Raw genomic sequence first — 22844 nt, forward strand, 5'->3', positions numbered from 1 at the left:
CTAGCCGTCAGCAAAGTCCCTGAGCTTCTCACCCGCCATCCGGTAGCGGATCCACTCCTTCTGCGGTTCGGCACCGATCGCATCGTAGACACCGATCGCCGGTTCGTTCCAGTCGAGCACGCTCCACTCGAACCGTCCGCACCCGCTCTCGACAGCGATCTTCGCGAGATGCCGCAACAGCGCCTTCCCAGCCCCGAGCCCCCGAGCGTTCGGCGTCACGTAGAGATCCTCGAGATAAAGTCCGTTCCGTGCCTGCCATGTCGAATAATTGAAGAACCAGATGGCCATGCCGACCGGTTTGCCATCGCTTTCGCAGATCAGGCCGCGCGTGACAGATGTCGGGCCGAACATCGATGTCTCGATCGTCTCGACGGTCGCCGCAACCTCATGCTCGGCCTTTTCGAAGATCGCGAGTTCGCGGATGAAAGACAGGAGCGTTCCGGCATCGGCACGGGTGGCGTCTCGGATGGCAAGTGTCATGAAATGATCCGTGAAGTTTCGGCGACGCCAAATGTGATCGTCCGATGGCCGCGTGCGGGTCCGCGGCCTATTCGGCCGCGTCCTTTACCTCGACAATTTCGATCTCGTAACTGTATCCATCCAGCATTCCATAGGCCTGCTCGATGGTCTGGATCTCGGAATCCGCCTTGCTGATCGCATCGGCAATCGTTTCGCAGCGTGATTTCAGCATGCGACCCAGAACATCCGCTTCCGGCTTGCGGCCGATCCGGTTGATGTGATTGCGGATCCGGGCGCGGTGGCGCTCCATCTCGAGAATATGGAAGCGCGCATTGACGATCCGGTCCGTGAGCTTGCGCCGCATCGAGGAAACCGGATCAAAGCTGCCAGGCTCGCGCTCATCGAGGATCATCTCGTTGACGAGCATCTCCAAAATGACGAGACCCTGCAGGTCCTTCTTGTCGGCAAGCTCGGGATCGTAACCGGTGTCGTCATAGACTTTTCGGCGGATCGGGTCGTTCAGGAGCTCGAAGGATGCCTTCAGCTGTCCGAACGTTTCCGCATCGCCGCCGGTATCGGGATGGGCGGATTTCACCCGTTTGCGGTAGGCAAGCTTGATCGCTGTCACATCCGCCTCGCGCGAAACACCAAGAATTTCATAGGGATCGATCACAGTGCCACCTGTTTTCGGAAAGTCATATCAGAAAACGCCAATCCAGTCGTAGCGACGAAGTCCAGTCGGCTCAAGCCATTATCCATTCATGTGGCCAATTAGGGGCCATCAGCCGGCAAGTCTTGCCCCTGCCCCAAAACCGACCGGTTTTCCACATGCAAGCGATCAACGCCTGAGACGAAACGGCCGGCGCCCATCGGCCACCGGCGCCATCAGGAAGCTGATGAGAACGGTCGGAAGCAAAACGACGAACGTGGCAACCAGGCTCACATGCTCTGCAATGAAGCCGAGAAGCGGTGGCACGCCGATGGTCGAGAGCATCAGTGTTAAGGCGAGCGCTGCAAGATTGTCGGAGGGCTGTCCCTTGCCACGGGCAATCGTGGTCGAGACTGCCAGGGGAAAGGCCAGCGCGATCCCGCAGCCGATCAGGAACAGCGCCACGCCGGCAACGACGAGGTTTGCGGCGGTCACCAGCAGCACGATACCGAACGCGACGGCAATAGCGGATCCCCGGATCAGCGAGATCGGTCCTGCGACTTCCCGCAGCTTGTCGCCCGACAGCCGCGTCAGTCCCATGCCGACGGTGAAGACGGCGTAGAGGACGCCGGCCATCGCCGGATCCGCCCCCATTTCCTCGCGCAGAAAGAAGATCGCCCAGTCGTAGACCGCGCCTTCCACGATGCAGAGCCCGAACACCATGATGCAGATGAGGATGATGGTCTTGTCCGGCATGACGTATGCGGATTTTCTTTTCGTCGTCGGCGCAGCTGGCGCCGGGTCGGCGGCCGTCACCCGGAAGACGGCAAAGCAGGCTACGAGGACAAGTAGCGCCGCCACGCTCTGCTGCACAAAGGGCGATACGCCCTGCGCTGCGAGGAAACCGGACGCAAGCGATCCGAACAGAAGCCCGACCGACCAGAACCCGTGGCTTCTCGCCAGAACCTTTGTGCCGGTCCGCTGCTCGATACCGGCGGAGATCATGTTGGCGGACACATCGAAGATCGTGCGAAAGAAGCCGAACAGGAAAAAACCGAAGACGAAGAGAGGCAACGGCGCGGCCGCCACGATCGGGCTCAGAAGCGCTACAATCGGCAAGGTGATGACTGCGGTCATCCGAGGTGTGAGCCTGTCGGTGATCCTCCCCGCCAGAGGCAGCGCAAGAAACGTGCCGACCGGTGCGCTGAGCAGCGCCATCCCGAGCACTGCCTTGTCGATTCCCATTGATTCCTGAATGGCTGGAAGCCGCGTGAACAGGGAAACGAACAGAAGAGCATTGCTGAAATAGAGCAGAGCCGGCGCTAGTAGGGTCATTACGGAATTCCGAAGCAATCACATCAGACACACTGGTGCACCGCGACTTTGACGACGACAAGACATTAACGTGGGACCCTGCCCTGCGTTATGGTTTGCCGTCCGACTGGGCAGATCGCGGTGATGCTGAAAATATCCGCAACGCCACCTTTCCCTTTGGAGAGTATGCGCTAAACTTTATGGAAGCCGATGCTGGAGAATGTCAGATGCGCTTTCGAATAGCCTCTCTTGCCGCATTCCTCTTCATGTCACCTGCAGGCCTCGTCCACGCAGAAGATCCCGTGGCGGATGCCCGCGCTGTCATCTCCGCTCAGATCTCCGCCCTGATCAACGACGACGCGGACAAGGCCTACTCTCTGGCCTCTCCGGGGATCCGCAGCCTCTATCCCGACAAGACTGTCTTCTTCGCCATGGTCCGCGACAACTATGAGGCTGTCTATCAGGCCGGAACCTATGCCTTCGGTCGCTCGAAACTGGTGGGCGGCGGTGAAGTCGTGCTGCAGGAAGTGATGATCACTGCGAAGGAAGGCAAGGATTGGACCGCAATCTACGACATGCGGCTGATGGACGACGGATCCTACAAGGTCAACGGCGTCCGCATGATCCGCAACACGGCCAGCCAGGGCATCTAGCCAAAATATGGTCGGGAGGGGCACCCACCCCTGCCCGCCGGAACATCCTTAGACCGGGTCGATATCGCCCTTGGCCCATTCCGCCTGGGTTTCTGCACAGAAATCCTCGAAACGACCGTTGGCGATCGCCTCGCGAATACCCTTCATCAGATCCTGATAGTAATTGAGGTTGTTCCACGACAGCAGCATCCCGCCCAGCGATTCGTCTGCGCGGATCAGATGGTGCAGATAGGCGCGGGAGTAATCGCGTGTAGCCGGGCAGCCGGACTCGTCGTCGAGCGGTCGCATATCCTCGGCATGGCGTGCGTTGCGAAGGTTCACCTTGCCGCGACGGGTGAAGGCGAGACCGTGACGGCCGGCCCGCGTCGGCATCACGCAGTCGAACATGTCGATACCGCGCGCCACCGATTTCAGGATATCATCAGGCGTTCCGACGCCCATCAGATAGCGCGGCTTTTCGGACGGCAGAACCGGGAGCGTTTCCTCCAGCATGCGCAGCATCACTTCCTGCGGCTCGCCGACGGCAAGGCCACCCACCGCATATCCCTTGAGGTCGAGCTGTTTCAGCCCTTCGGCAGACCGCACGCGAAGCGCCGGAATGTCACCACCCTGGACGATGCCGAACATCGCCTTGCCTGGCTGTTCCCCGAAGGCCACCCGGCAGCGCTCGGCCCAGCGCAGCGACAATTCCATCGCGCGCTCGATTTCCTTGGGCTCGGCCGGAAGCGCCACGCATTCGTCGAGCTGCATCTGGATATCCGAGCCAAGCAGGCCCTGGATCTCGATCGAACGCTCCGGCGACATATGGTGCTTGGAGCCGTCAATATGGCTCTTGAAGGTCACGCCCTTCTCGTCGAGCTTTCTGAGCGCCGAAAGCGACATGACCTGAAAGCCACCCGAATCGGTGAGGATCGGATGATCCCAGCGGATCAGCTTGTGCAGCCCGCCGAGCCGCGCAACCCGTTCGGCGCCCGGCCGCAGCATCAGGTGATAGGTATTGCCGAGAATGATATCGGCGCCCGTTTCGCGCACCTGGTCGAGATACATCGCCTTGACGGTCCCGACGGTGCCGACCGGCATGAAGGCCGGCGTGCGGATCGTTCCGCGCGGCATCGAAACTTCGCCGAGACGGGAGCCGCCGTCTGTAGCCTTCAGGGTAAACTGGAAATTTTCGGTGGTCATCGGTCGTTCCTGAAAAGCAGGCTTGAGTCGCCGTAGGAGTAAAAGCGATAGCCGGACGAGATGGCATGGTCGTAGGCTGCGCGCATGGTCTCCAGGCCGCAAAAAGCCGAGACCAGCATGAACAGCGTCGATTTCGGCAGGTGAAAATTGGTCATCAGCATGTCGACGGCCTTGAACCGATAGCCAGGCGTGATGAAGATTCCGGTCGAACCGCGCCAAGGCAGTATCATGCCGTCGTCAGCCGCTGCACTTTCGATCAGCCGTAGCGAGGTCGTGCCGACACAGACGATGCGCCCGCCCCTCGCCCTGATGGCGTTGAGATGCTGCGCGGTCTCGGCACTCACATAACCGATTTCCTGATGCATCTTGTGGTCTTCGGTATCGTCCACCTTCATCGGCAGAAACGTTCCGGCGCCCACATGCAGCGTCACGAAATGCCGCTCGACGCCTGCCGCGTCCAGTCTGGCAAACAGGTCGGGCGTGAAATGTAGCCCGGCTGTCGGAGCTGCAACGGCACCCTGCTCGCGGGCATAGATCGTCTGGTAATCCTTCGCGTCCTGCGCATCCTCGGGCCGCTTGGCGGCGATATAGGGCGGCAGCGGAATATGGCCGACCGACAGGATCGCTTCGTCCAACGCAGGGCCTGAAAGATCAAAGCGCAGCGTCACCTCGCCGCCCTCGCCTTTATCCTCGACTGTCGCGCTCAGCGATCCCAAATCGCCAAATTCGATCCGGTCGCCGACCTTGATCCGCTTGCCGGGCCTGGCAAACGCCTTCCAGACATCCGGTTCGATGCGCATATGCAGCGTCGCCGAAACCTGCTGACCGCCGGCGCCTTCACGATGACGGATGCCTTCGAGCTGCGCGGGAATGACTTTCGTGTCGTTGAAGACCAGCGCATCGCCCGGCTTCAGGAATGCCACCAGATCACTGACCCGCTGGTCGGAGAGGACAGGATCGGCGCCGGCGTCGACGACAAGCAGCCGGGCGCTGTCGCGCGGGTTTGCCGGCCGCAGCGCAATGTTTTCCTCGGGCAGATCGAAATCGAATAGATCGACACGCATGATGGATGAGCTTCCAGAATAGGCAAGGCCCGCCCCGTCGAGAAGACGGAGCGGGCCAGAAATGGCGGATCAGATCAGACGTCTGCGGCGACGCGGACGGAAACGATCGAGTCCGGATCCTTGACCGGCTCGCCCTTCTTGATCAGGTCGATGATGTCCATGCCTTCGATGACCTGGCCCCAGACCGTGTACTGCTTGTTCAGCCAAGGTGCGTCAGTAAAGCAGATGAAGAACTGCGAGTTTGCGGAGTTCGGGCTCTGCGAACGGGCCATCGAGCATGTGCCGCGGATATGCGAAACAGCCGAGAATTCAGCCTTCAGGTCAGGCTTGTCGGAGCCGCCCATGCCGGCGCGCGAAGGGTTGAAGTCCGCTCCGCCCTGCTTGCCGAACTTGACGTCGCCGGTCTGCGCCATGAAATCGGGAATGACGCGGTGGAAAACAACGCCGTCATAGGCCGTCTCGCGGGCAAGTTCCTTGATGCGCGCAACGTGCTCAGGTGCCAGGTCCGGCAGGAGCGAGATGACGACCTTGCCCTTGGTGGTTTCCATGATGAGGGTGTTTTCGGGATCCTTGATCTCGGCCATGGTATTTCTCCTTGATTATCTCTGTCTCAGGACATCAGCCCGGTGGGCCATTGCCGTTTCAATCGACTGTGAGCCGATTATTTCTTGCCGACGGTCACCTTGACCATCTTGTCGGGATTGGTGACTTCGCCATTGCTGCCATCGCCGCGCTTGATCTTGTCCACGGCTTCCATGCCGGACACGACCTTGCCGATTACGGTGTACTGACCGTTCAGGAACGGGCCTTCATCGAACATGATGAAGAACTGCGAGTTGGCAGAATTCGGGCTCTGCGAACGGGCCATGCCGACAGTGCCGCGCTCGAATGGCGTCTTGGAAAATTCTGCAGGAAGATCGGCAAGATCCGAGCCGCCGGTGCCGGCGCGCGAAGCGTTGAAGCTCGGGCCGCCCTGCTTGCCGAACTTGACGTCGCCGGTCTGGGCCATGAAGCCATCGATGACGCGGTGGAATATGACGTTGTCATAGGCACCCTTGGCAGCCAGCGCCTTCACCTGCGCAACGTGCTTCGGTGCCGACTCAGGCATCAGCTGGATCACGACCGGGCCATCCTTCAACTGGATGGTCAGAAAATCGTCTGCCGCCGCAACGGCTGTTCCGACCGTGGCAGCGAGCGCGAGGGCGCCGGCTATGGCGAGGCGAAGCAGTTTCATCAGAAGACTCCTGTTATCTTTTGTCGCAGAATCAGCGTTTGTGCTTTTCGTTCAGGGCGCGCAGTACCACAGCCGGCACGAATTCGCCGACATTGCCGCCCATGGCAGCGATCTGGCGGACCAATGTGGCCGTTATGGGCCGGGAGGCCGCCGCCGACGGCAGGAATACCGTCTGAAGGTCTGGCGCCATTGTCCGGTTCATGCTGGCCATCTGCATCTCGTAATCAAAATCGGTCCCGTCGCGCAGGCCGCGCACAAGGATTGTCGCCCCCTGCTCCCGGGCAGCGTCGATCACCAATCCTTCAAATGAAACCACCGAAAGACTGTCCTCGCGCTCGGGCAGAGCCTCCGAAAGTGCTGCTGCGATCAATGCCGCGCGCTCCTCGAAGCTGAATACCGGCACCTTGCCCGGATGAACGCCGATTGCCACGACGACCCGTTCAGCGATGTTCAGCGCCTGCACGAGAATATCGAGATGGCCGTTTGTCATCGGGTCGAATGAGCCGGGATAAAGAGCGATCGTCATACCGAAGTCGGAGCCTGTTCCAGCTGAATTTCAACGGCCTTTTGTCATGGAAGGCCGCCCGCTGCAAGGCTTTCCCAAAAACTGAACGAAAGATGAATGCGTCGTTCAAGGCCGTTTCAGCCGGCTCATGTTTAACTGACAATCATGACGGGGCGAGATCATCGTCCCGCTGAGTTGAGAGACACGGAAATGCTGGCTTTGATGATTTTCGCTGCAATCGTTGCAGCGCTTTTATTGGACGCCGCGATTTACGTATTCGGATCGCCAGACCTCTGAGAAGTGGAAACGCGATCCGGAACCTGAACGCCAGATGAACACGCCATTCAAGCATGCTTCAGAGCCGTTCAGATAGGTCACTCTCATAATGTGGTGTCGCTGCGCGCAGTTCACGCGCTCAGGCAATTAAAAGGATAATCGGATATGATGATCGCAAACAAAAAGATGGCTATGCCCGACAAGATCACCATGATTAACCTCGTATGGAGCGCCATGATTGCTGTCATGTTGACGGCGACGGTCACTCTTTACCAGGACCGCTCGGATGTCGACGGCTCCAACTACCCGCAGGTTACCGGTCGTTACAGCGACATCTCCTACTATTGATCGCCTGCCGCGAGGAGCTGGACTGGGACCTAATCCCATTGGCCGTTCCTCTGAAACATCCGCGATCTTAGAAACCGCAATCGTGCCCCCTGATCTTTGGGCGCGTTGTCGGGAAGATCTAGAGCGACAAGCCACACCATTATTTTCGTGAACGGTAGCGAACAGGGCGCGATGCCCTTTCCGCGCCAAGCGGCTCAAACAAAGCCGGAGGATGGTTTTCCATCCTCCGGCTTTTTCGTTGTTGATGTCCTCTGCCCTCCGGGAGGACGCGACCTACTCGGTCGCATCCCAATCCAATGATCGAACACGGCGCCACTAGTTTGATCGCCGGTGCCAAATACTGGTGAGATGCCCAACCCGTGGAGCTACTCAAACAGAAGCCGGAGGATGGTTTCCCATCCTCCGGCTTTTTTCGTTTTCTCGTCTTTTGCCGTCCGGGTGGACGCGACCTATTCGGTCGCATCCCCGTCAGCATCAGGCGTATCGGTTTCGGGCGCGTCGGTGTCGGTATCGGGAGCAATCCCGAGGTCACCGGTTTCGGCCGAGATCTCACCCGGCAACTCGCCGTTCTCGTCTTCGTTCTCAGGCTCGCTGATGCGCTCGACGGAGACCACCTTCTCATCCTTATGGGTCGAGAAGATCGTGACGCCCTTCGTCGCACGGCTGGCAATGCGAATGCCGCCAACCGGAACACGGATCAGAACACCGCCATTCGAAACGAGCATGATCTGGTCACCCTCGTCGATCGGGAAGGCGGCAACGAGTTCGCCGATTTCCGCAGTCTTCGAGGTATCGGTGGCACGGATACCCTTGCCGCCACGGCCCGATGTCCGGAAGTCATAGGAAGACGAGCGCTTGCCGTAGCCTTTTTCCGAAACCGTCAGCACGAACTGCTCGTGTTGCTTCAGGTATTCGTAGCGCTCATCGGAAAGCTGTCCCTCTTCGGTGACTTCCTCACCAACGAGAGCGATATCCTCTTCGTCCACCCCGGCAGCACGGCGCTCGATCGCCGAGCGCTTGAGATAGGCTGCACGTTCCCACGGCTCGGCATCGACATGCCCGACAATCGTCATCGAGATGATGCGGTCGCCTTCGGCCAGATTGATACCGCGGACACCGATGGAATTACGGCCGGCAAAGACGCGGACCTCTTCGACCGGGAAGCGGATCGCCTGTCCAAGCGCGGTTGTCAGCAACACGTCGTCGCCGGGCTCGTTGAGGTCGAGGTTCGGACCGCTGCAGGTCTCGACGGAGAGGATTTCGTCACCCTCCTCCTCGAGCTTCATGGCGATCTTGCCGTTGCGGTTGACCTGCACGAAGTCCGAAAGCTTGTTGCGGCGAACCGTGCCGCGTGTCGTGGAGAACATCACGTCGAGGTTATCCCAGGACGTTTCGTCTTCGGGCAACGGCATGATCGTGGTGATGCGCTCGCCGGCTTCCAGCGGCAGCATGTTGATAAGGGCCTTGCCGCGCGATTGCGGCGTGCCGATCGGCAGGCGCCAGACCTTTTCCTTGTAGACGATGCCACGCGAGGAGAAGAACAGCACCGGCGTATGAGTATTGACCACGAATAGCCGGGTAACGAAGTCCTCGTCACGTGTGGCCATGCCGGAGCGACCCTTGCCGCCACGACGCTGCGCGCGGTAGGTCGCCAGCGGAACACGCTTGATATAGCCGAGATGCGAAACGGTAACGACCATGTCCTCGCGGGCAATCAGGTCCTCGTCGTCCATCTCGAGACCGCCTTCGAGGATCTCGGTGCGGCGTGGTGTACCGAATTCGTCGCGAACGGCGATGAGTTCGTCCTTGACGATCTGCTGGATGCGAACCCGTGACGACAGGATGTCGAGATAGTCGGAGATCTCGGCGCCGATCTTGTTCAGCTCGTCGCCAATTTCATCGCGGCCGAGCGCCGTCAGGCGGGCAAGACGCAGTTCGAGGATCGCGCGGGCCTGTTCCTCGGAGAGGTTGTAGGTCAGATCCTCGTTGATCTTGTGACGCGGATCGTCGATGAGCCGGATAAGAGCCTCGACGTCATGGGCCGGCCAGCGGCGCGTCATCAACTGCTCGCGCGCCGTCGCAGGATCCGGTGCACGGCGAATGAGCGCAATGACTTCATCGATATTGGCAACGGCGATCGCCAGACCCACCAACACGTGAGCGCGCTCGCGCGCCTTGCGCAACAGGTACTTCGTGCGGCGGCTGACGACTTCCTCGCGGAAGGACACAAAGGCCTTCAGCATGTCGATCAGCGCCAGCTGCTCCGGCTTGCCGCCATTGAGCGCCACCATGTTGCAGCCGAACGACGTCTGCAGCGGCGTATAGCGGTAGAGCTGGTTCAAAATGACGTCGGCATTCGCATCGCGCTTCAGTTCGACGACGACGCGGTAACCCTGTCTGTCGGACTCGTCGCGCAGATCGGAAATCCCCTCGATCCGCTTTTCGCGGACGAGTTCGCCAATCTTTTCGACCATCGAGGCCTTGTTCACCTGGTAGGGAACTTCGGTGATAATGATCTGCTCGCGGTCGCCGCGCAGAGGTTCGATCGTCGCACGACCGCGCATCATGACGGAGCCGCGACCGGTCTCGTAAGCCAGCCGGATCCCGGCGCGGCCAAGAATCATTGCACCTGTCGGAAAGTCCGGACCGGGAATGATCTGCATCAGCTCGGCCAACTCGATCGCCGGATTGTCCATCATCGCGATGCAGCCGTCGATCACTTCCGACAGATTGTGCGGCGGGATGTTGGTTGCCATGCCGACGGCGATGCCGCCTGCGCCATTGACCAGCAGGTTCGGGAATTTCGCCGGCAGAACCACCGGTTCCGACAGGGTGCCGTCATAGTTGTCGCGGAAATCGACAGTTTCCTTGTCGAGATCGTCGAGCAGCGCATGGGCAGACTTTTCAAGCCTGCACTCGGTGTAGCGCTCGGCCGCCGGCGGATCCCCGTCGATCGATCCGAAATTGCCCTGTCCGTCGATCAGCGGCAATCGCAGCGACCAGTCCTGCGCCATACGTGCCAGCGCATCATAGATCGCGGAGTTGCCGTGCGGATGGAATTTACCCATCACGTCACCGGTTACGCGGGCGCATTTCACGTATTTCTTGTTCCAGTCGATCCCGAGCTCGGACATGCCGAACATGATGCGCCGGTGCACCGGCTTCAGTCCGTCACGAACGTCGGGAAGTGCGCGGCTGACGATCACGCTCATCGCATAATCGAGATAGGACCGCTGCATCTCTTCCAGAATGGAAATGGGTTCGATGCCTGGAGGCAGCTTTCCGCCGCCGGGTGTGCTTTGCTCAGTCAAATCGGATCACGATCTCTGTTCGGAATCATTTGAATTTTTATAGCGGAAAGCGGCTCCGGGCGCCAATTTCCACTGAATTTGCTTTGTAGTTGTGAACAGGTTTTGCGGCATTTGGAAGGTGTTTGCCACGATCGTTGGATACATTCGTTGCAAGACTTCCCTAAAGCGCCCGGCTGTCCTAACAATCTTATCATTGAACGGCAAGCCGAGCGTCCTCTAGGAGTATCCATGGCCTCACCCGATGCTCTCATCAACGCGTTGACCACTTTGTTGGTCACGCTCGACCCGCCGGGTCTGGCGCCGGTCTTTCTGGGCCTGACGGTCGGCATGACGACGGCGCAACGGCGCTTTGTCGCCTTCCGCGGTGCGCTGATCGCCTTCGGTATCCTCGCGGTGTTTGCGCTGTTCGGATCGAGCGTCCTTGGCCTGCTCGGTATCTCGATCGGCGCCTTCCGCATCGCGGGCGGCCTGCTGCTGTTCTGGATCTCATTCGAGATGGTTTTCGAGAAGCGCCAGGAGCGAAAGGAAAAGACGTCGCAAAAGGCGATCACGATCGACCATATCCACGATATCGCCGTGTTTCCGCTCGCCCTGCCGCTGATCGCCGGCCCCGGAGCGATTTCCGCGACCGTCCTTTTGTCCGGAACATTCACCAGCGCTCTCGACCGCGCCCTTCTTATCGGGGTCCTCGCGCTGATCATGGTGGTGCTCTACGCAACGCTTCTGATCGCGGAAAAGCTCGACCGTTTCTTGGGTGTGACAGGGCGCGCGATCCTCACCCGGCTTCTCGGGGTCATCCTTGCTGCCTTGTCCGTTCAGTTCGTGGTCGATGGCATCCGGTCGGCATTCGCGATACCCTGATCCTTCCTCAGACGGACGGCCGAAAGCTCAATCCATGCACATTCTAAACCGTCTCATCGGACAGGCACCGAACCCGATCAGCATGAGGGAACGGCTTCGCTCTGCGGGCGGCGCCTTGCTCGGCATTTCCCTGACGGGACTCGGCGGAAGTCTCGTCGTCGGCTTCGAACCGTCATTGCCGGCACTGATCGCCCCGATGGGTGCCTCGGCCGTGCTGCTCTTTGCCGTCCCGTCGAGCCCGCTCGCACAACCCTGGTCCATCTTGGGCGGCAATATTCTCTCGGCCACTGTCGGCGTCACAGTCGCTGCGCTCGTGCCAGACCCTGCCCTCGCCTCGGGCCTCGCCATTGGCATAGCGATCGCGGCGATGATGGCGCTACGCTGCCTGCACCCGCCAAGCGGTGCGATTGCCCTGACCGCCGTGCTTGGCGGCCCGTCCATCCACGCGATGGGATACGGATTCGTCCTCTGGCCGGTTCTGGGCAACTCGCTGGCTTTGCTGCTGCTTGCGATCATTCTCAACAATCTGGCAGGCCGGCGCTATCCGCATGCGCCCGCTACGCCTTCCCCTTCGCACGGCACCAAGGATCCGCCGCCGAGCGGCCGTATCGGGTTCCGCCGGGAGGATCTCGACGCCGTCCTCAGAGACTATGATCAGGTCCTCGATATCGATCGCAGCGACCTCGAAACAATTATTCGCCTGACCGAACTGCGCTCCTACCGCCAGCGCGCCAGCCACCTCACCTGCGCCGACGTCATGTCCCGCGACGTGATCGCGGTGTCACCGGATGATCCCCTGGGGAAGGCGCATCAGTCCATGCGCAACCACCGTCTGAAGGCCCTGCCCGTCACCAACGAAAAGGCTGAGGTGGTTGGCATCGTTACGCAGACGGATTTTCTGGACAAGCCAATCTGGACCGGCGGTCGCCCGACGATCGGCCCGCGCCAGCGTTTGCGCCTGATGATGCAAGGCGCAACAGCGCCAAACCATATCGTAAGGGATATCATGACTGCGCCGGTCCGGACGATCGAGCCGTCGGCACCGCTCAACGACGCGGTCGTCATGTTTGCCGAGGAAGGCCTGCACTACCTGCCGATCGTCGGCGAGAACGGCAAACTCGTTGGAATACTCTCGCAGTCCGACGTGCTTGTAGCGATGCTTTCGGACCGCGCCACTCATGCTCCAACCGAACATGAAAAAGGCGCCTGAGCGGCGCCTTTTTTTGATCAGAATGGGATGTCGTCGTCGAGGTCGCGGGAGAAGTTCCCGCCGCCACCACCGGAGGACTGGCCACCCTGGCTGCCCTGAGCACCACGCCCTGCCGGTGCTCCTCCCCCGGAACGCGGACGATCATAGTCATCGCCGCCGCCACCGTAGTTGCCGCCGAAATCACCGCCGCCACCGCCGCCGAAGTCGCTTGCACCACCACGTGCGCCGCCGCGCTCACCGCCGCCTTCGCCACGACCGTCGAGCATTGTCAGGGTCGAGTTGAAGCCCTGAAGCACGATTTCGGTTGAATAACGATCGTTGCCGGTCTGGTCCTGCCATTTGCGGGTCTGCAGTGCGCCTTCGATATAAAGCTTGGCGCCCTTTTTGACATACTGCTCGACGACCTTGCAGAGGCCTTCGTTGAACACGACGACCGTATGCCATTCTGTCTTTTCGCGACGCTCGCCCGACGTACGATCGCGCCAGCTTTCCGACGTGGCGATGCGCAGGTTTGCGATCGGGCGGCCATCCTGCGTCCGGCGGATTTCCGGGTCGGCGCCGACATTGCCCACCAGAATGACTTTGTTCACGCTGCCCGCCATTGTATTCACCTCGTTTGCCGCCAAGCGCGGCTTTGAAAACCAATTACCCCACCTTAAACCATCGACCGCCCGGATTGGGCAACGCCGAGGTTTAATCCACAGTGAATTTTGTTCTTTCTTTGTTCTATTTTCTCCGTATAGTTCTGTCAAGCATTCGGAACCGGGTTGCGTTGCAACAGTTTCGTCTCGACAGGCGGCTTTCGATAACTACATAAGGACCTTCGATCCTCCCCGAAGGCATAACGATGAGCGAACTCAAAACCATTTCCATCCGTGGTGCGCGCGAGCACAATCTAAAGGGTATCGATCTCGATCTGCCCCGCAACTCGCTGATCGTGATGACCGGCCTGTCCGGCTCAGGCAAGTCGTCGCTTGCGTTCGACACGATCTATGCTGAGGGCCAGCGACGCTATGTCGAAAGCCTGTCGGCCTATGCTCGCCAGTTTCTTGAGATGATGCAGAAGCCTGACGTCGACCAGATTGAAGGCTTGTCTCCGGCGATCTCGATCGAGCAGAAGACGACCTCGCGAAATCCCCGCTCGACGGTCGGCACAGTCACGGAAATCTACGACTACATGCGCCTTTTGTTCGCGCGCGTCGGCGTTCCATATTCGCCAGCGACCGGGCTTCCGATCGAAAGCCAGACCGTCAGCCAAATGGTCGACAGGGTCCTTGCTTTCGAAGAAGGCACCCGTCTTTATATTCTCGCACCAATGATCCGCGGGCGCAAAGGCGAGTACAAGAAGGAACTCGCCGAGCTGATGAAAAAGGGTTTTCAGCGCGTCAAGGTGGATGGCCAGTTCTATGAGATCGCCGACGTTCCAGCGCTAGACAAGAAGTACAAGCACGACATCGACGTGGTCGTGGACCGCCTTGTGGTGCGTTCCGACATTGCCGCGCGCCTGGCCGACAGCCTTGAGACGTCGCTGAAACTGGCGGATGGCCTGGCCGTTGCGGAGTTCGCCGACAAGCCTCTGCCGGAGAAGGAAACCTCCGCAGGCGGATCTGCCAACAAGTCGCTCAACGAAACCCATGAACGGGTTCTGTTTTCGGAAAAATTCGCCTGCCCTGTGTCCGGATTCACCATTCCGGAGATCGAGCCGCGGCTGTTCTCCTTCAACAATCCCTTCGGTGCCTGCCCCACCTGCGATGGTCTTGGATCACAGCAGAAGGTGGACCGGAACATGATCGTGCCGGAACCCGGCCGGACACTGAAGGATGGCGCGATCGCGCCATGGGCGAAGTCCACCTCGCCCTATTACAACCAGACGCTCGAGGGTCTCGGCAAGGTCTTTGGTTTCAAGCTGACGGACCGCTGGGACAAGCTGTCGGATAGCGCCCGCTCGGCGATCCTTGAGGGCACCGAGGAAAAGATCGAGTTCAACTACGCCGATGGTGCCAGGTCCTACAAGACGACCAAGACGTTCGAAGGCATTGTCCCCAATCTCGAACGGCGCTGGAAGGAAACCGACAGTGCCTGGGCGCGCGAGGAGATCGAGCGCTACATGTCGGCCGCTCCATGCCCGTCCTGTGCCGGCTATCGCCTGAAGCCGGAAGCGCTGGCGGTCAAGATCAATAAGCTGCATATCGGCCAGACGACAGAAATGTCGATCCGGCTGGCACGCGACTGGTTTGCGGCGCTCCCCGAGCACCTGAACGCGAAGCAGAACGAGATCGCTGTCCGTATCCTCAAGGAGATCCGCGAGCGCCTTCAGTTCCTGAACGATGTCGGGCTCGACTATCTCAGCCTGTCGCGAAATTCCGGCACGCTGTCCGGTGGCGAGAGCCAGCGCATCCGTTTGGCATCGCAGATCGGCTCGGGCCTCACCGGCGTTCTCTACGTGCTGGACGAGCCATCCATCGGCCTCCACCAGCGCGACAATGCCCGCCTGCTCGAAACGCTGAAGCATCTGCGTGACATCGGCAATACTGTCATTGTCGTGGAACATGACGAGGATGCGATTATGACCGCCGATTACGTGGTCGATATCGGCCCTGCGGCCGGCATCCACGGCGGCACGGTCGTCGCCGAAGGCACGCCGCAGCAGGTCATGGCAAACCCCAAGTCACTGACCGGTAAATACCTGTCGGGCGAACTCGGCGTCGCAGTTCCCACTGAGCGCCGCAAGGTCAAAAAAGGCAAGGAACTCAAAGTTTTCGGAGCTCGCGGCAACAACCTGAAGAATGTTACCGCCGCCGTACCGCTCGGCGTCTTTACCGCCGTGACCGGCGTATCGGGTGGCGGCAAGTCGACCTTCCTGATCGAAACGCTCTACAAGTCGGCCGCACGCCGCGTCATGGGTGCGAGAGAAATCCCGGCCGAGCACGATCGGATCGACGGGTTCGAGCATATCGACAAGGTGATCGATATCGACCAGTCGCCGATCGGTCGCACACCGCGCTCCAACCCGGCCACGTATACCGGTGCCTTCACCCCCATCCGCGACTGGTTTGCCGGCCTGCCGGAAGCCAAGGCCCGCGGGTATGCGCCCGGCCGTTTCTCCTTCAACGTCAAGGGCGGTCGTTGCGAGGCGTGCCAGGGCGACGGCGTCATCAAGATCGAAATGCACTTCCTGCCGGATGTGTATGTCACCTGCGACGTCTGCCACGGCAAACGCTACAACCGCGAAACGCTCGACGTGCATTTCAAGGGCAAGTCGATCGCCGACGTCCTCGATATGACGGTCGAGGAAGGCGTCGAGTTCTTTGCCGCGGTTCCGGCTGTGCGCGACAAGCTGCAATCGCTGTTCGATGTCGGTCTCGGCTATATCAAGGTCGGCCAGCAGGCAAACACGCTCTCAGGCGGCGAAGCGCAGCGCGTCAAGCTTGCCAAGGAGCTGTCGAAGCGTGCCACCGGCCGCACGCTCTATATTCTGGACGAGCCAACGACAGGCCTGCATTTCCACGACGTCGCGAAACTTCTGGAAATGCTGCACGAACTGGTCAACCAAGGCAATTCGGTCGTGGTCATCGAGCACAATCTCGAAGTCATCAAGACCGCGGATTGGGTTATCGACATTGGCCCCGAAGGCGGCACGGGTGGTGGGGAGATTGTCGCCTGCGGCACGCCGGAACAGGTCGTCAAGGAGAAGCGCTCCTATACCGGCCAGTTCCTTAAGGAGCTTCTGGAACGGCGTCCGGTCAAGAAAGTCCAAGCGGCAGAATAGTTTTTACCGCCGCCAATACCTGTTCCGGGGAGATGAGTGATGACACCAGGCGTAATTCGAACAGGTATCGGCGGCTGGACCTTCGCGCCGTGGGAGGGCACGTTCTATCCGGACAAGCTGGCGAAGAAACGCCAGCTTGAATATGCGGCGTCCAAGCTCAAGGTCATCGAGGTCAACGGCACCTATTACGGGTCGCAAAAGCCCAAGACTTTTGCGAAATGGGCGTCCGAAGTGCCTGACGGATTCATCTTCTCGCTCAAAGCCAGCCGCTACACCACCAACCGCAAGGTCCTGGCCGAGGCGGGCGAATCGATCGAACGCTTCCTGCAGCAGGGGCTCGTCGAACTCGGCGACCATCTTGGGCCGTTGCTGTGGCAGTTCGCGCCGACCAAGAAATTCGAGCCTGACGATTTCGAAGCGTTTCTGAAGCTGCTGCCGGACGCGCTGGAAGGGCTGCCTTTGCGCCACGTCGTCGAGGTCCGCCACGACAGCTTCAAGGTTCCGGAATTCGTCGAACTTATCGCGAAATACAATGTCGCCCCCGTCTGCGCCGATCATTTCGACTATCCGATGATCGCCGACGTTACCGCTGATTTCGTCTATGCGCGGCTGCAAAAAGGGTCGGACGAGATCGAAACCTGTTACACGAAGCCGGATATGAAAGATTGGGCGAAAAGGTTGAAAACCTGGTCTGCCGGTAGCGTCCCCGACGATCTACCTTTGATCGACGAATCGCGAAATCCCGCCAAAAAGCCGCGCGACGTCTACGCCTTCTTCATCCACGAGGGCAAGGTCAACGCCCCCGGCGGCGCAATGGCCATGCAGGAGATGCTCGACGCCAGGAACTAGGGCTCTTTATTCGGCAGGATCCCTGCTCTCTTGGCCAGATCTTCCGCGGTCATGTCTGGGGTCAGGCTATTGGCCGCTTCGCCGTGTAGGTAGACGCCTGCCGCCGCGGCCTCGAAGGCGGGCATGCCCTGGGCGAGCAGCGCTCCGATCATTCCGGCGAGCACATCTCCGGAGCCTGCGGTGGCAAGCCAGGGCGGCGCATTCGTGTTGATCAGGGCGCGGCCATCGGGTGAAGCGATCACCGTGTCTGCACCCTTGTAGACGATGACGGCGCTGGCCAGCGCCGATGCTTTCAGCGCCTTCTCGGGCTTACTGAGTTCTTTGTCCTTAGCCAAATCCGGAAACAGCCGCGCAAACTCCCCCTCATGTGGGGTCAGTACCAGGCGCGTCTCGCCCTCCGAGAAGGCTGAAAACAGCGTATCAGGATCGTCCTTGAACGAGGAAATGCCGTCCGCGTCCAGCACCAGCCGCTTGCCCTTCAGTGCCAGCACGAACTCGCGGGCTTTCTCCCCGACGCCGAACCCCGGGCCTAGCACGAAGGCCGATAGTTTTGCCGAACCCAGCCACTCGGCGAGGTCTGCGACATCGTCGATTGCATGAAGCATGATCGCTGTCAGCGAGGCGGCATTGACGGGAAGTGCGTCCGTCGGGCTTGCAACGGTAACGAGCCCTGCCCCGCGCTTCAGACCCGCCGTCGCCGAAAGCCGGGCTGCGCCCGTCTTGTCCGCGGGACCGCTGAACACGACCAGATGGCCGCGCGTATACTTGTGGCTGTCACTCAACGGTGACGGCACAGCTGAGCTCCAGATCGACGGCGCGTTCTCGGCAAGACTGCCGGCCTTGCTCAAAACGATTCGCTTGGGGATGCCGATATCGAAAACCTCAAGTTCACCGCAGAGCTCGCGTCCCGGCATGAGGACGTGGCCCGGCTTGCGCGCAACGAATGTCACCGTCCGGTCTGCACGCAACGCCGCGCCAAGCGCCACGCCGCGCCAGCCGCATAGTCCAGACGGCAGATCGACGGCAAGCACGGGTATATCGGTGGCTACCAGACGATCAGCGAGTGCCGCCACGCTATCGGGGACGTTTCTGGAGAGCCCTGCCCCGAAGAGCGCATCGATGACGACATCACCTGGCGATGGCACATAACTGTCCAACGGCTGGGTATCGAGGGGGCAGCTTGAACGGGCCTCAAGGGCATCGCCGCGCAATTGTGCGGGATCCCCCAGACTGTAGACCACGCAGCGTGTGCCGGCCTCGTTCAAGGCCGCCGCCGCGACATAGCCGTCACCGCCATTGTTGCCGGGTCCACACAGGACGACAAAGCGCAACGCGCCGGGAAAGTGTCGAAGAGCCGACGCCGCGATAGCCCGGCCCGCGCGGTCCATCAGCCCTATCGAGGACATGCCTGATGCTGCCGCGGCCGTGTCGATGGCTGCCATATCGTTGGGCGTCAGGAGCAAATGAGCGAATGAATTGGTCATTTGTCTATTCAAAGGCAAAACAGGGGAAATACAAGCGCGATCTTAGTGATCAAAACATCATCAAATGCACAGAAAACATGCTTATTTAGTAGGTGGACAGGCATGCGCTCGGTGCGGCGGGCGGAAGCGATTTCGGCAAGGATACGGCGTCAGGCGCACAAACCCGGAGGTGGCCAACCGCGTTCAGCAGGCAATCCACGGAAAAATGGAAAGTTTTGACGCAAACCCGTGTTATTTTCTGAAAAACGTGAAAGAGTTTGGCACGAATAGTGCATCGGCCTGTTTGGCGGGCATGGGCCTGCGACTGGGAGAAGCGGAGAGTTGGTTTCTCATGAAGAAGATCGAAGCGATCATTAAACCGTTCAAGCTGGATGAAGTGAAGGAAGCCCTTCAGGAAGTCGGCTTGCAAGGGATTACGGTGACCGAGGCCAAGGGCTTTGGACGCCAAAAAGGACATACCGAGCTTTATCGTGGCGCGGAATACGTCGTCGACTTTCTCCCGAAGGTGAAAGTTGAAGTTGTGCTGGCCGACGAGAATGCAGACGCAGTCATCGAGGCCATCCGCAACGCGGCACAGACTGGACGAATTGGAGACGGCAAGATATTCGTTTCCAACGTGGAGGAAGTCATTCGTATTCGCACCGGCGAAACGGGTGTGGACGCTATCTGACCGCACTTTGAAGGCTGATAAGAAGCCGCGCGGACAGTTCATAACAATCATACAGGCGAGGAAAAGGTCATATGACGAGCGCAAGCGAAATCATGAAACAGATCAAGGAAAACGACGTCAAGTTCGTGGACCTGCGCTTTACGGACCCGCGCGGCAAGCTGCAGCACGTGACGATGGATGTCTCGGCCGTCGATGAGGATATGTTCGCCGATGGCGTCATGTTCGACGGCTCCTCGATCGGCGGATGGAAGGCCATCAACGAGTCGGACATGGTGCTGATGCCCGATCCGCAGACCGTGCACATGGACCCGTTTTTCGCGCAATCCACCATGGTCATCGTTTGCGATATTCTCGATCCGATTTCCGGTGAAGCCTACAACCGCGATCCGCGCGGCACGGCCAAGAAGGCCGAGGCCTATCTGAAGGCATCGGGCATCGGCGATACGATCTTCGTTGGCCCCGAGCCTGAATTCTTCGTCTTCGACGACGTCAAGTACAAGGCCGATCCCTACAATACGGGCTTCAAGCTGGACAGCTCGGAACTGCCGTCCAACGACGACACCGATTACGAGACCGGCAACCTTGGCCACCGTCCGCGCGTCAAGGGCGGCTACTTCCCGGTTCCGCCGGTCGACAGCCTCCAGGACATGCGCTCGGAAATGCTCACCGTCCTCACCGAAATGGGCGTGGTCGTCGAAAAGCATCACCATGAAGTGGCCGCCGCCCAGCACGAACTCGGTGTGAAGTTCGATACGCTGGTGCGCAACGCCGACAAGATGCAGATCTACAAATACGTCGTGCATCAGGTTGCCAATGCCTATGGCAAGACGGCCACCTTCATGCCGAAGCCGATCTTCGGCGACAACGGCTCGGGCATGCACGTTCACCAGTCAATCTGGAAAGACGGCAAGCCGACCTTTGCCGGCGACGAGTATGCCGGCCTGTCGGAAAGCTGCCTCTATTACATCGGCGGCATCATCAAGCATGCCAAGGCGATCAACGCCTTCACGAACCCGACGACGAATTCCTACAAGCGTCTCGTCCCGGGTTACGAAGCACCGGTTCTGCTTGCCTACTCGGCCCGCAACCGTTCCGCCTCCTGCCGCATTCCGTTCGGGTCGAACCCGAAGGCAAAGCGCGTCGAAGTCCGCTTCCCCGATCCGGCCCAGAACCCCTATCTCGGTTTTGCCGCCATGCTGATGGCCGGCCTCGACGGCATCAAGAACAAGATTCATCCCGGCAAGGCCATGGACAAGGATCTCTACGACCTGCCGCCGAAGGAACTGCGCAAGATCCCGACGGTCTGCGGTAGCTTGCGCGAAGCGCTCGACAGCCTCGACAAGGATCGCAAGTTCCTCACCGCCGGCGGCGTCTTCGACGATGATCAGATCGACGCCTATATCGAACTGAAGATGGTGGAAGTCATACGCTTCGAGATGACGCCGCATCCGGTCGAATTCGACATGTACTATTCCGCCTGATCCGCGGACCAACCTGAAAACCAGAAACGGCGGGGCTTACCCGCCGTTTTCCATTCATGCTTCATCGGAGCAGCAGGCTCCTAACCTGCGGTCACAGGCCCGTGCCTGCTTCACCGCCCCCTGGATTGCCTCATGCGCACCGATACCGGCAGCACGCCCCGTCCCCTCGACTGGCTGATCTTCCTTCTTGTCCCGGTCTTCTTTTCCAGCAATCTCGTTTTCGGTCGCGGCATTGTCGGCGAGATCGGTCCCTATATGACCGCGTTTATCCGCTGGGCAGGCTCGACGCTTATTATGCTGCCGCTGCTCTATATGGATCGTCGCGCTGCTGCGGCCTTTGTGCGGGCCCATACGTGGTTGTGGCTCTGGCTCGGCTTCCTCGGCATGGGCATTTGCGGCGGCTTCGTCTACTGGGCGCTCACCATGACGACGGCCTCGAATGCCACGCTGATCTACAGCACGTCGTCGCTCTTCATCATTCTGCTGGAATGGCTGTTCGCCAGCCGACGCATCAGCATCAAGGAGATCTGCGGCATGGCGCTCGCCTTCGCGGGCGTCGCTGTCATCGTGTTGCGCGGAGATCTGGCTGCCGTTCTTCACATGCGCTTCAATCTCGGCGATCTCGGCATTCTGATCGCTGCGATCGCGTTTGCCTTTTATTCAATTCTGTTACGGCGCCCGGCAGCTCAAGCCGTTCGTCCGCTCACGCTGTTCGGACTGATTGCCTTCTCCGGCTCGCTCATCCTGATCGTGCCGGCGATCTGGGAACTGTTTCACGGCGGTCTTCTTCCCACCAGCCAGTCCGCCTGGATGAAGCTTGCCGGCATCATTCTCTTCGCCTCGCTCGCCGCCTTCTTCTGTTTCCAGCAGGTCGTGCGGATCTTCGGTTCGGTCACGGCCGGGACCACGCTCTACCTGATGCCCCCGGTTTCGATCGTCATGGCCGTGGCGTTTCTCGGCGAAACCTTCGAGGCCTACCACGCCGTCGGCATCGTCTGCGTTCTCGGCGGCGTCATTCTGGCAACGGTGAAGCGCGCCCGCGCAAGAACGCCATGAGAACAAACTGGAACTATCCTCCAAACGCTGCATTTCCCACTTGAGTAGCGGTGGATTTACTCCCACATTGGGACGTGAAAGGATGTCACCATGAAACAGCGAAATGCCAAATTTACGATCGGGGAAGTAGTTCGCCACAAAGTGTTCCCGTTCCGCGGCGTCGTGTTCGATGTGGACCCCGAATATGACAATACCGAGGAATGGTGGAACGCGATTCCGGCCGAGATCCGCCCGAGCAAGGATCAGCCCTTCTACCACCTTCTGGCCGAGAACGACGAAACCGAATACGTCGCTTACGTCTCGGAACAGAACCTGGTCCATGACGAGAGCGACCAACCCCTGCGCAACCCGCAGGTCTATCAGATCTTCGACGCTGGCCCTTCGGGTAACCTGAAGCCGAAGGTCATCCTCGCGCACTGATCTAAAATCGCGGTTTTACAAAAACCTCGCGAAACAAAAAAAGCCCAGT

21 protein-coding genes are annotated in these 22844 nt (G+C 59.8%); 10 read left to right on the plus strand and 11 right to left on the minus strand.

Features of this window, described 5'->3' with window-relative positions:
- The 3 genes from ASF70_RS14930 to ASF70_RS14940 form a co-directional block, all read right to left on the minus strand.
- On the minus strand, positions 1-480 hold the full coding sequence (locus ASF70_RS14930; protein WP_062580728.1) for a GNAT family N-acetyltransferase: 480 nt from the start codon (positions 478-480) through the stop codon (positions 1-3).
- 67 nt (positions 481-547) lie between these two features.
- Positions 548-1132, minus strand: coding sequence for a DnaJ domain-containing protein (locus ASF70_RS14935; RefSeq protein WP_062580729.1), 585 nt, complete (start codon positions 1130-1132; stop codon positions 548-550).
- 165 nt (positions 1133-1297) lie between these two features.
- Entirely contained in the window at positions 1298-2443 is a 1146-nt protein-coding gene (locus ASF70_RS14940; RefSeq protein WP_062580730.1) for an MFS transporter, read from the minus strand.
- Between the two features lie 206 nt (positions 2444-2649).
- On the opposite strand from ASF70_RS14940, the gene ASF70_RS14945 reads away from it, so the two are divergent.
- Positions 2650-3075 (plus strand): DUF4864 domain-containing protein, encoded by a 426-nt coding sequence (locus tag ASF70_RS14945; RefSeq protein ID WP_062580731.1) that lies wholly within the window; start codon positions 2650-2652, stop codon positions 3073-3075.
- 48 nt (positions 3076-3123) lie between these two features.
- Here the strand turns inward: ASF70_RS14945 and tgt are convergent, their stop codons facing one another.
- From tgt to coaD, 5 genes are all read right to left on the minus strand, one after another.
- Complete coding sequence (tgt, locus tag ASF70_RS14950; protein WP_062580732.1) at positions 3124-4257, minus strand: tRNA guanosine(34) transglycosylase Tgt; 1134 nt, start codon at positions 4255-4257, stop codon at positions 3124-3126.
- Complete coding sequence (gene queA, locus ASF70_RS14955) at positions 4254-5321, minus strand: tRNA preQ1(34) S-adenosylmethionine ribosyltransferase-isomerase QueA (RefSeq protein ID WP_062580734.1); 1068 nt, start codon at positions 5319-5321, stop codon at positions 4254-4256. Before queA ends, tgt begins: the two co-directional genes overlap by 4 nt.
- A gap of 74 nt (positions 5322-5395) precedes the next feature.
- Positions 5396-5905: a peptidylprolyl isomerase gene (locus tag ASF70_RS14960; RefSeq protein ID WP_062456851.1), complete on the minus strand. Its 510-nt coding sequence runs from the start codon at positions 5903-5905 to the stop codon at positions 5396-5398.
- 77 nt (positions 5906-5982) lie between these two features.
- A complete protein-coding gene (locus ASF70_RS14965) occupies positions 5983-6555 on the minus strand; it encodes a peptidylprolyl isomerase (protein ID WP_062456848.1) in 573 nt (190 codons plus the stop codon).
- Between the two features lie 31 nt (positions 6556-6586).
- Positions 6587-7081, minus strand: coding sequence for a pantetheine-phosphate adenylyltransferase (coaD, locus tag ASF70_RS14970; protein ID WP_062580735.1), 495 nt, complete (start codon positions 7079-7081; stop codon positions 6587-6589).
- Between the two features lie 420 nt (positions 7082-7501).
- On the opposite strand from coaD, the gene ASF70_RS14975 reads away from it, so the two are divergent.
- Positions 7502-7684 (plus strand): hypothetical protein, encoded by a 183-nt coding sequence (locus ASF70_RS14975; RefSeq protein ID WP_062456843.1) that lies wholly within the window; start codon positions 7502-7504, stop codon positions 7682-7684.
- Between the two features lie 449 nt (positions 7685-8133).
- Here ASF70_RS14975 and gyrA read toward each other — a convergent pair whose 3' ends face one another.
- Positions 8134-10995 (minus strand): DNA gyrase subunit A, encoded by a 2862-nt coding sequence (gyrA, locus tag ASF70_RS14980; RefSeq protein ID WP_062580737.1) that lies wholly within the window; start codon positions 10993-10995, stop codon positions 8134-8136.
- A gap of 228 nt (positions 10996-11223) precedes the next feature.
- Here gyrA and ASF70_RS14985 point away from each other — a divergent pair, with 228 nt between their 5' ends.
- Both ASF70_RS14985 and ASF70_RS14990 read left to right on the plus strand, forming a co-directional pair.
- Entirely contained in the window at positions 11224-11856 is a 633-nt protein-coding gene (locus ASF70_RS14985; RefSeq protein WP_062456837.1) for a MarC family protein, read from the plus strand.
- 34 nt (positions 11857-11890) lie between these two features.
- Entirely contained in the window at positions 11891-13066 is a 1176-nt protein-coding gene (locus ASF70_RS14990; protein ID WP_062580739.1) for an HPP family protein, read from the plus strand.
- Between the two features lie 17 nt (positions 13067-13083).
- On the opposite strand, the gene ASF70_RS14995 is transcribed toward ASF70_RS14990, so the two are convergent.
- The gene (locus tag ASF70_RS14995) at positions 13084-13668 is read right to left on the minus strand and encodes a single-stranded DNA-binding protein (RefSeq protein ID WP_062456831.1); all 585 of its coding nucleotides are present in this window, start codon (positions 13666-13668) and stop codon (positions 13084-13086) included.
- 245 nt (positions 13669-13913) lie between these two features.
- On the opposite strand from ASF70_RS14995, the gene uvrA reads away from it, so the two are divergent.
- Both uvrA and ASF70_RS15005 read left to right on the plus strand, forming a co-directional pair.
- Entirely contained in the window at positions 13914-16835 is a 2922-nt protein-coding gene (gene uvrA, locus ASF70_RS15000) for an excinuclease ABC subunit UvrA (protein WP_062580741.1), read from the plus strand.
- Positions 16836-16871: 36 nt separating this feature from the next.
- A complete protein-coding gene (locus ASF70_RS15005; RefSeq protein WP_156461848.1) occupies positions 16872-17684 on the plus strand; it encodes a DUF72 domain-containing protein in 813 nt (270 codons plus the stop codon).
- On the opposite strand, the gene ASF70_RS15010 is transcribed toward ASF70_RS15005, so the two are convergent.
- Positions 17681-19168, minus strand: a complete 1488-nt coding sequence (locus ASF70_RS15010; protein ID WP_062580745.1) for a bifunctional ADP-dependent NAD(P)H-hydrate dehydratase/NAD(P)H-hydrate epimerase — start codon at positions 19166-19168, stop codon at positions 17681-17683. The genes ASF70_RS15005 and ASF70_RS15010 overlap by 4 nt on opposite strands.
- A 331-nt stretch (positions 19169-19499) precedes the next feature.
- Here ASF70_RS15010 and ASF70_RS15015 point away from each other — a divergent pair, with 331 nt between their 5' ends.
- The 4 genes from ASF70_RS15015 to hspQ all read left to right on the plus strand — a co-directional run bounded on the left by ASF70_RS15015 (position 19500) and on the right by hspQ (position 22795).
- Complete coding sequence (locus tag ASF70_RS15015; protein WP_007753933.1) at positions 19500-19838, plus strand: P-II family nitrogen regulator; 339 nt, start codon at positions 19500-19502, stop codon at positions 19836-19838.
- 71 nt (positions 19839-19909) lie between these two features.
- Positions 19910-21319 (plus strand): type I glutamate--ammonia ligase, encoded by a 1410-nt coding sequence (gene glnA / locus ASF70_RS15020; protein WP_062580746.1) that lies wholly within the window; start codon positions 19910-19912, stop codon positions 21317-21319.
- A gap of 132 nt (positions 21320-21451) precedes the next feature.
- Positions 21452-22375 (plus strand): DMT family transporter, encoded by a 924-nt coding sequence (locus ASF70_RS15025; RefSeq protein ID WP_062580749.1) that lies wholly within the window; start codon positions 21452-21454, stop codon positions 22373-22375.
- Between the two features lie 90 nt (positions 22376-22465).
- On the plus strand, positions 22466-22795 hold the full coding sequence (gene hspQ, locus ASF70_RS15030) for a heat shock protein HspQ (protein WP_062456814.1): 330 nt from the start codon (positions 22466-22468) through the stop codon (positions 22793-22795).
- The last annotated feature ends 49 nt before the right edge of the window (positions 22796-22844 follow it).

It is taken from the genome of Rhizobium sp. Leaf321, from assembly GCF_001423215.1.
GTDB lineage: Bacteria > Pseudomonadota > Alphaproteobacteria > Rhizobiales > Rhizobiaceae > Neorhizobium > Neorhizobium soli.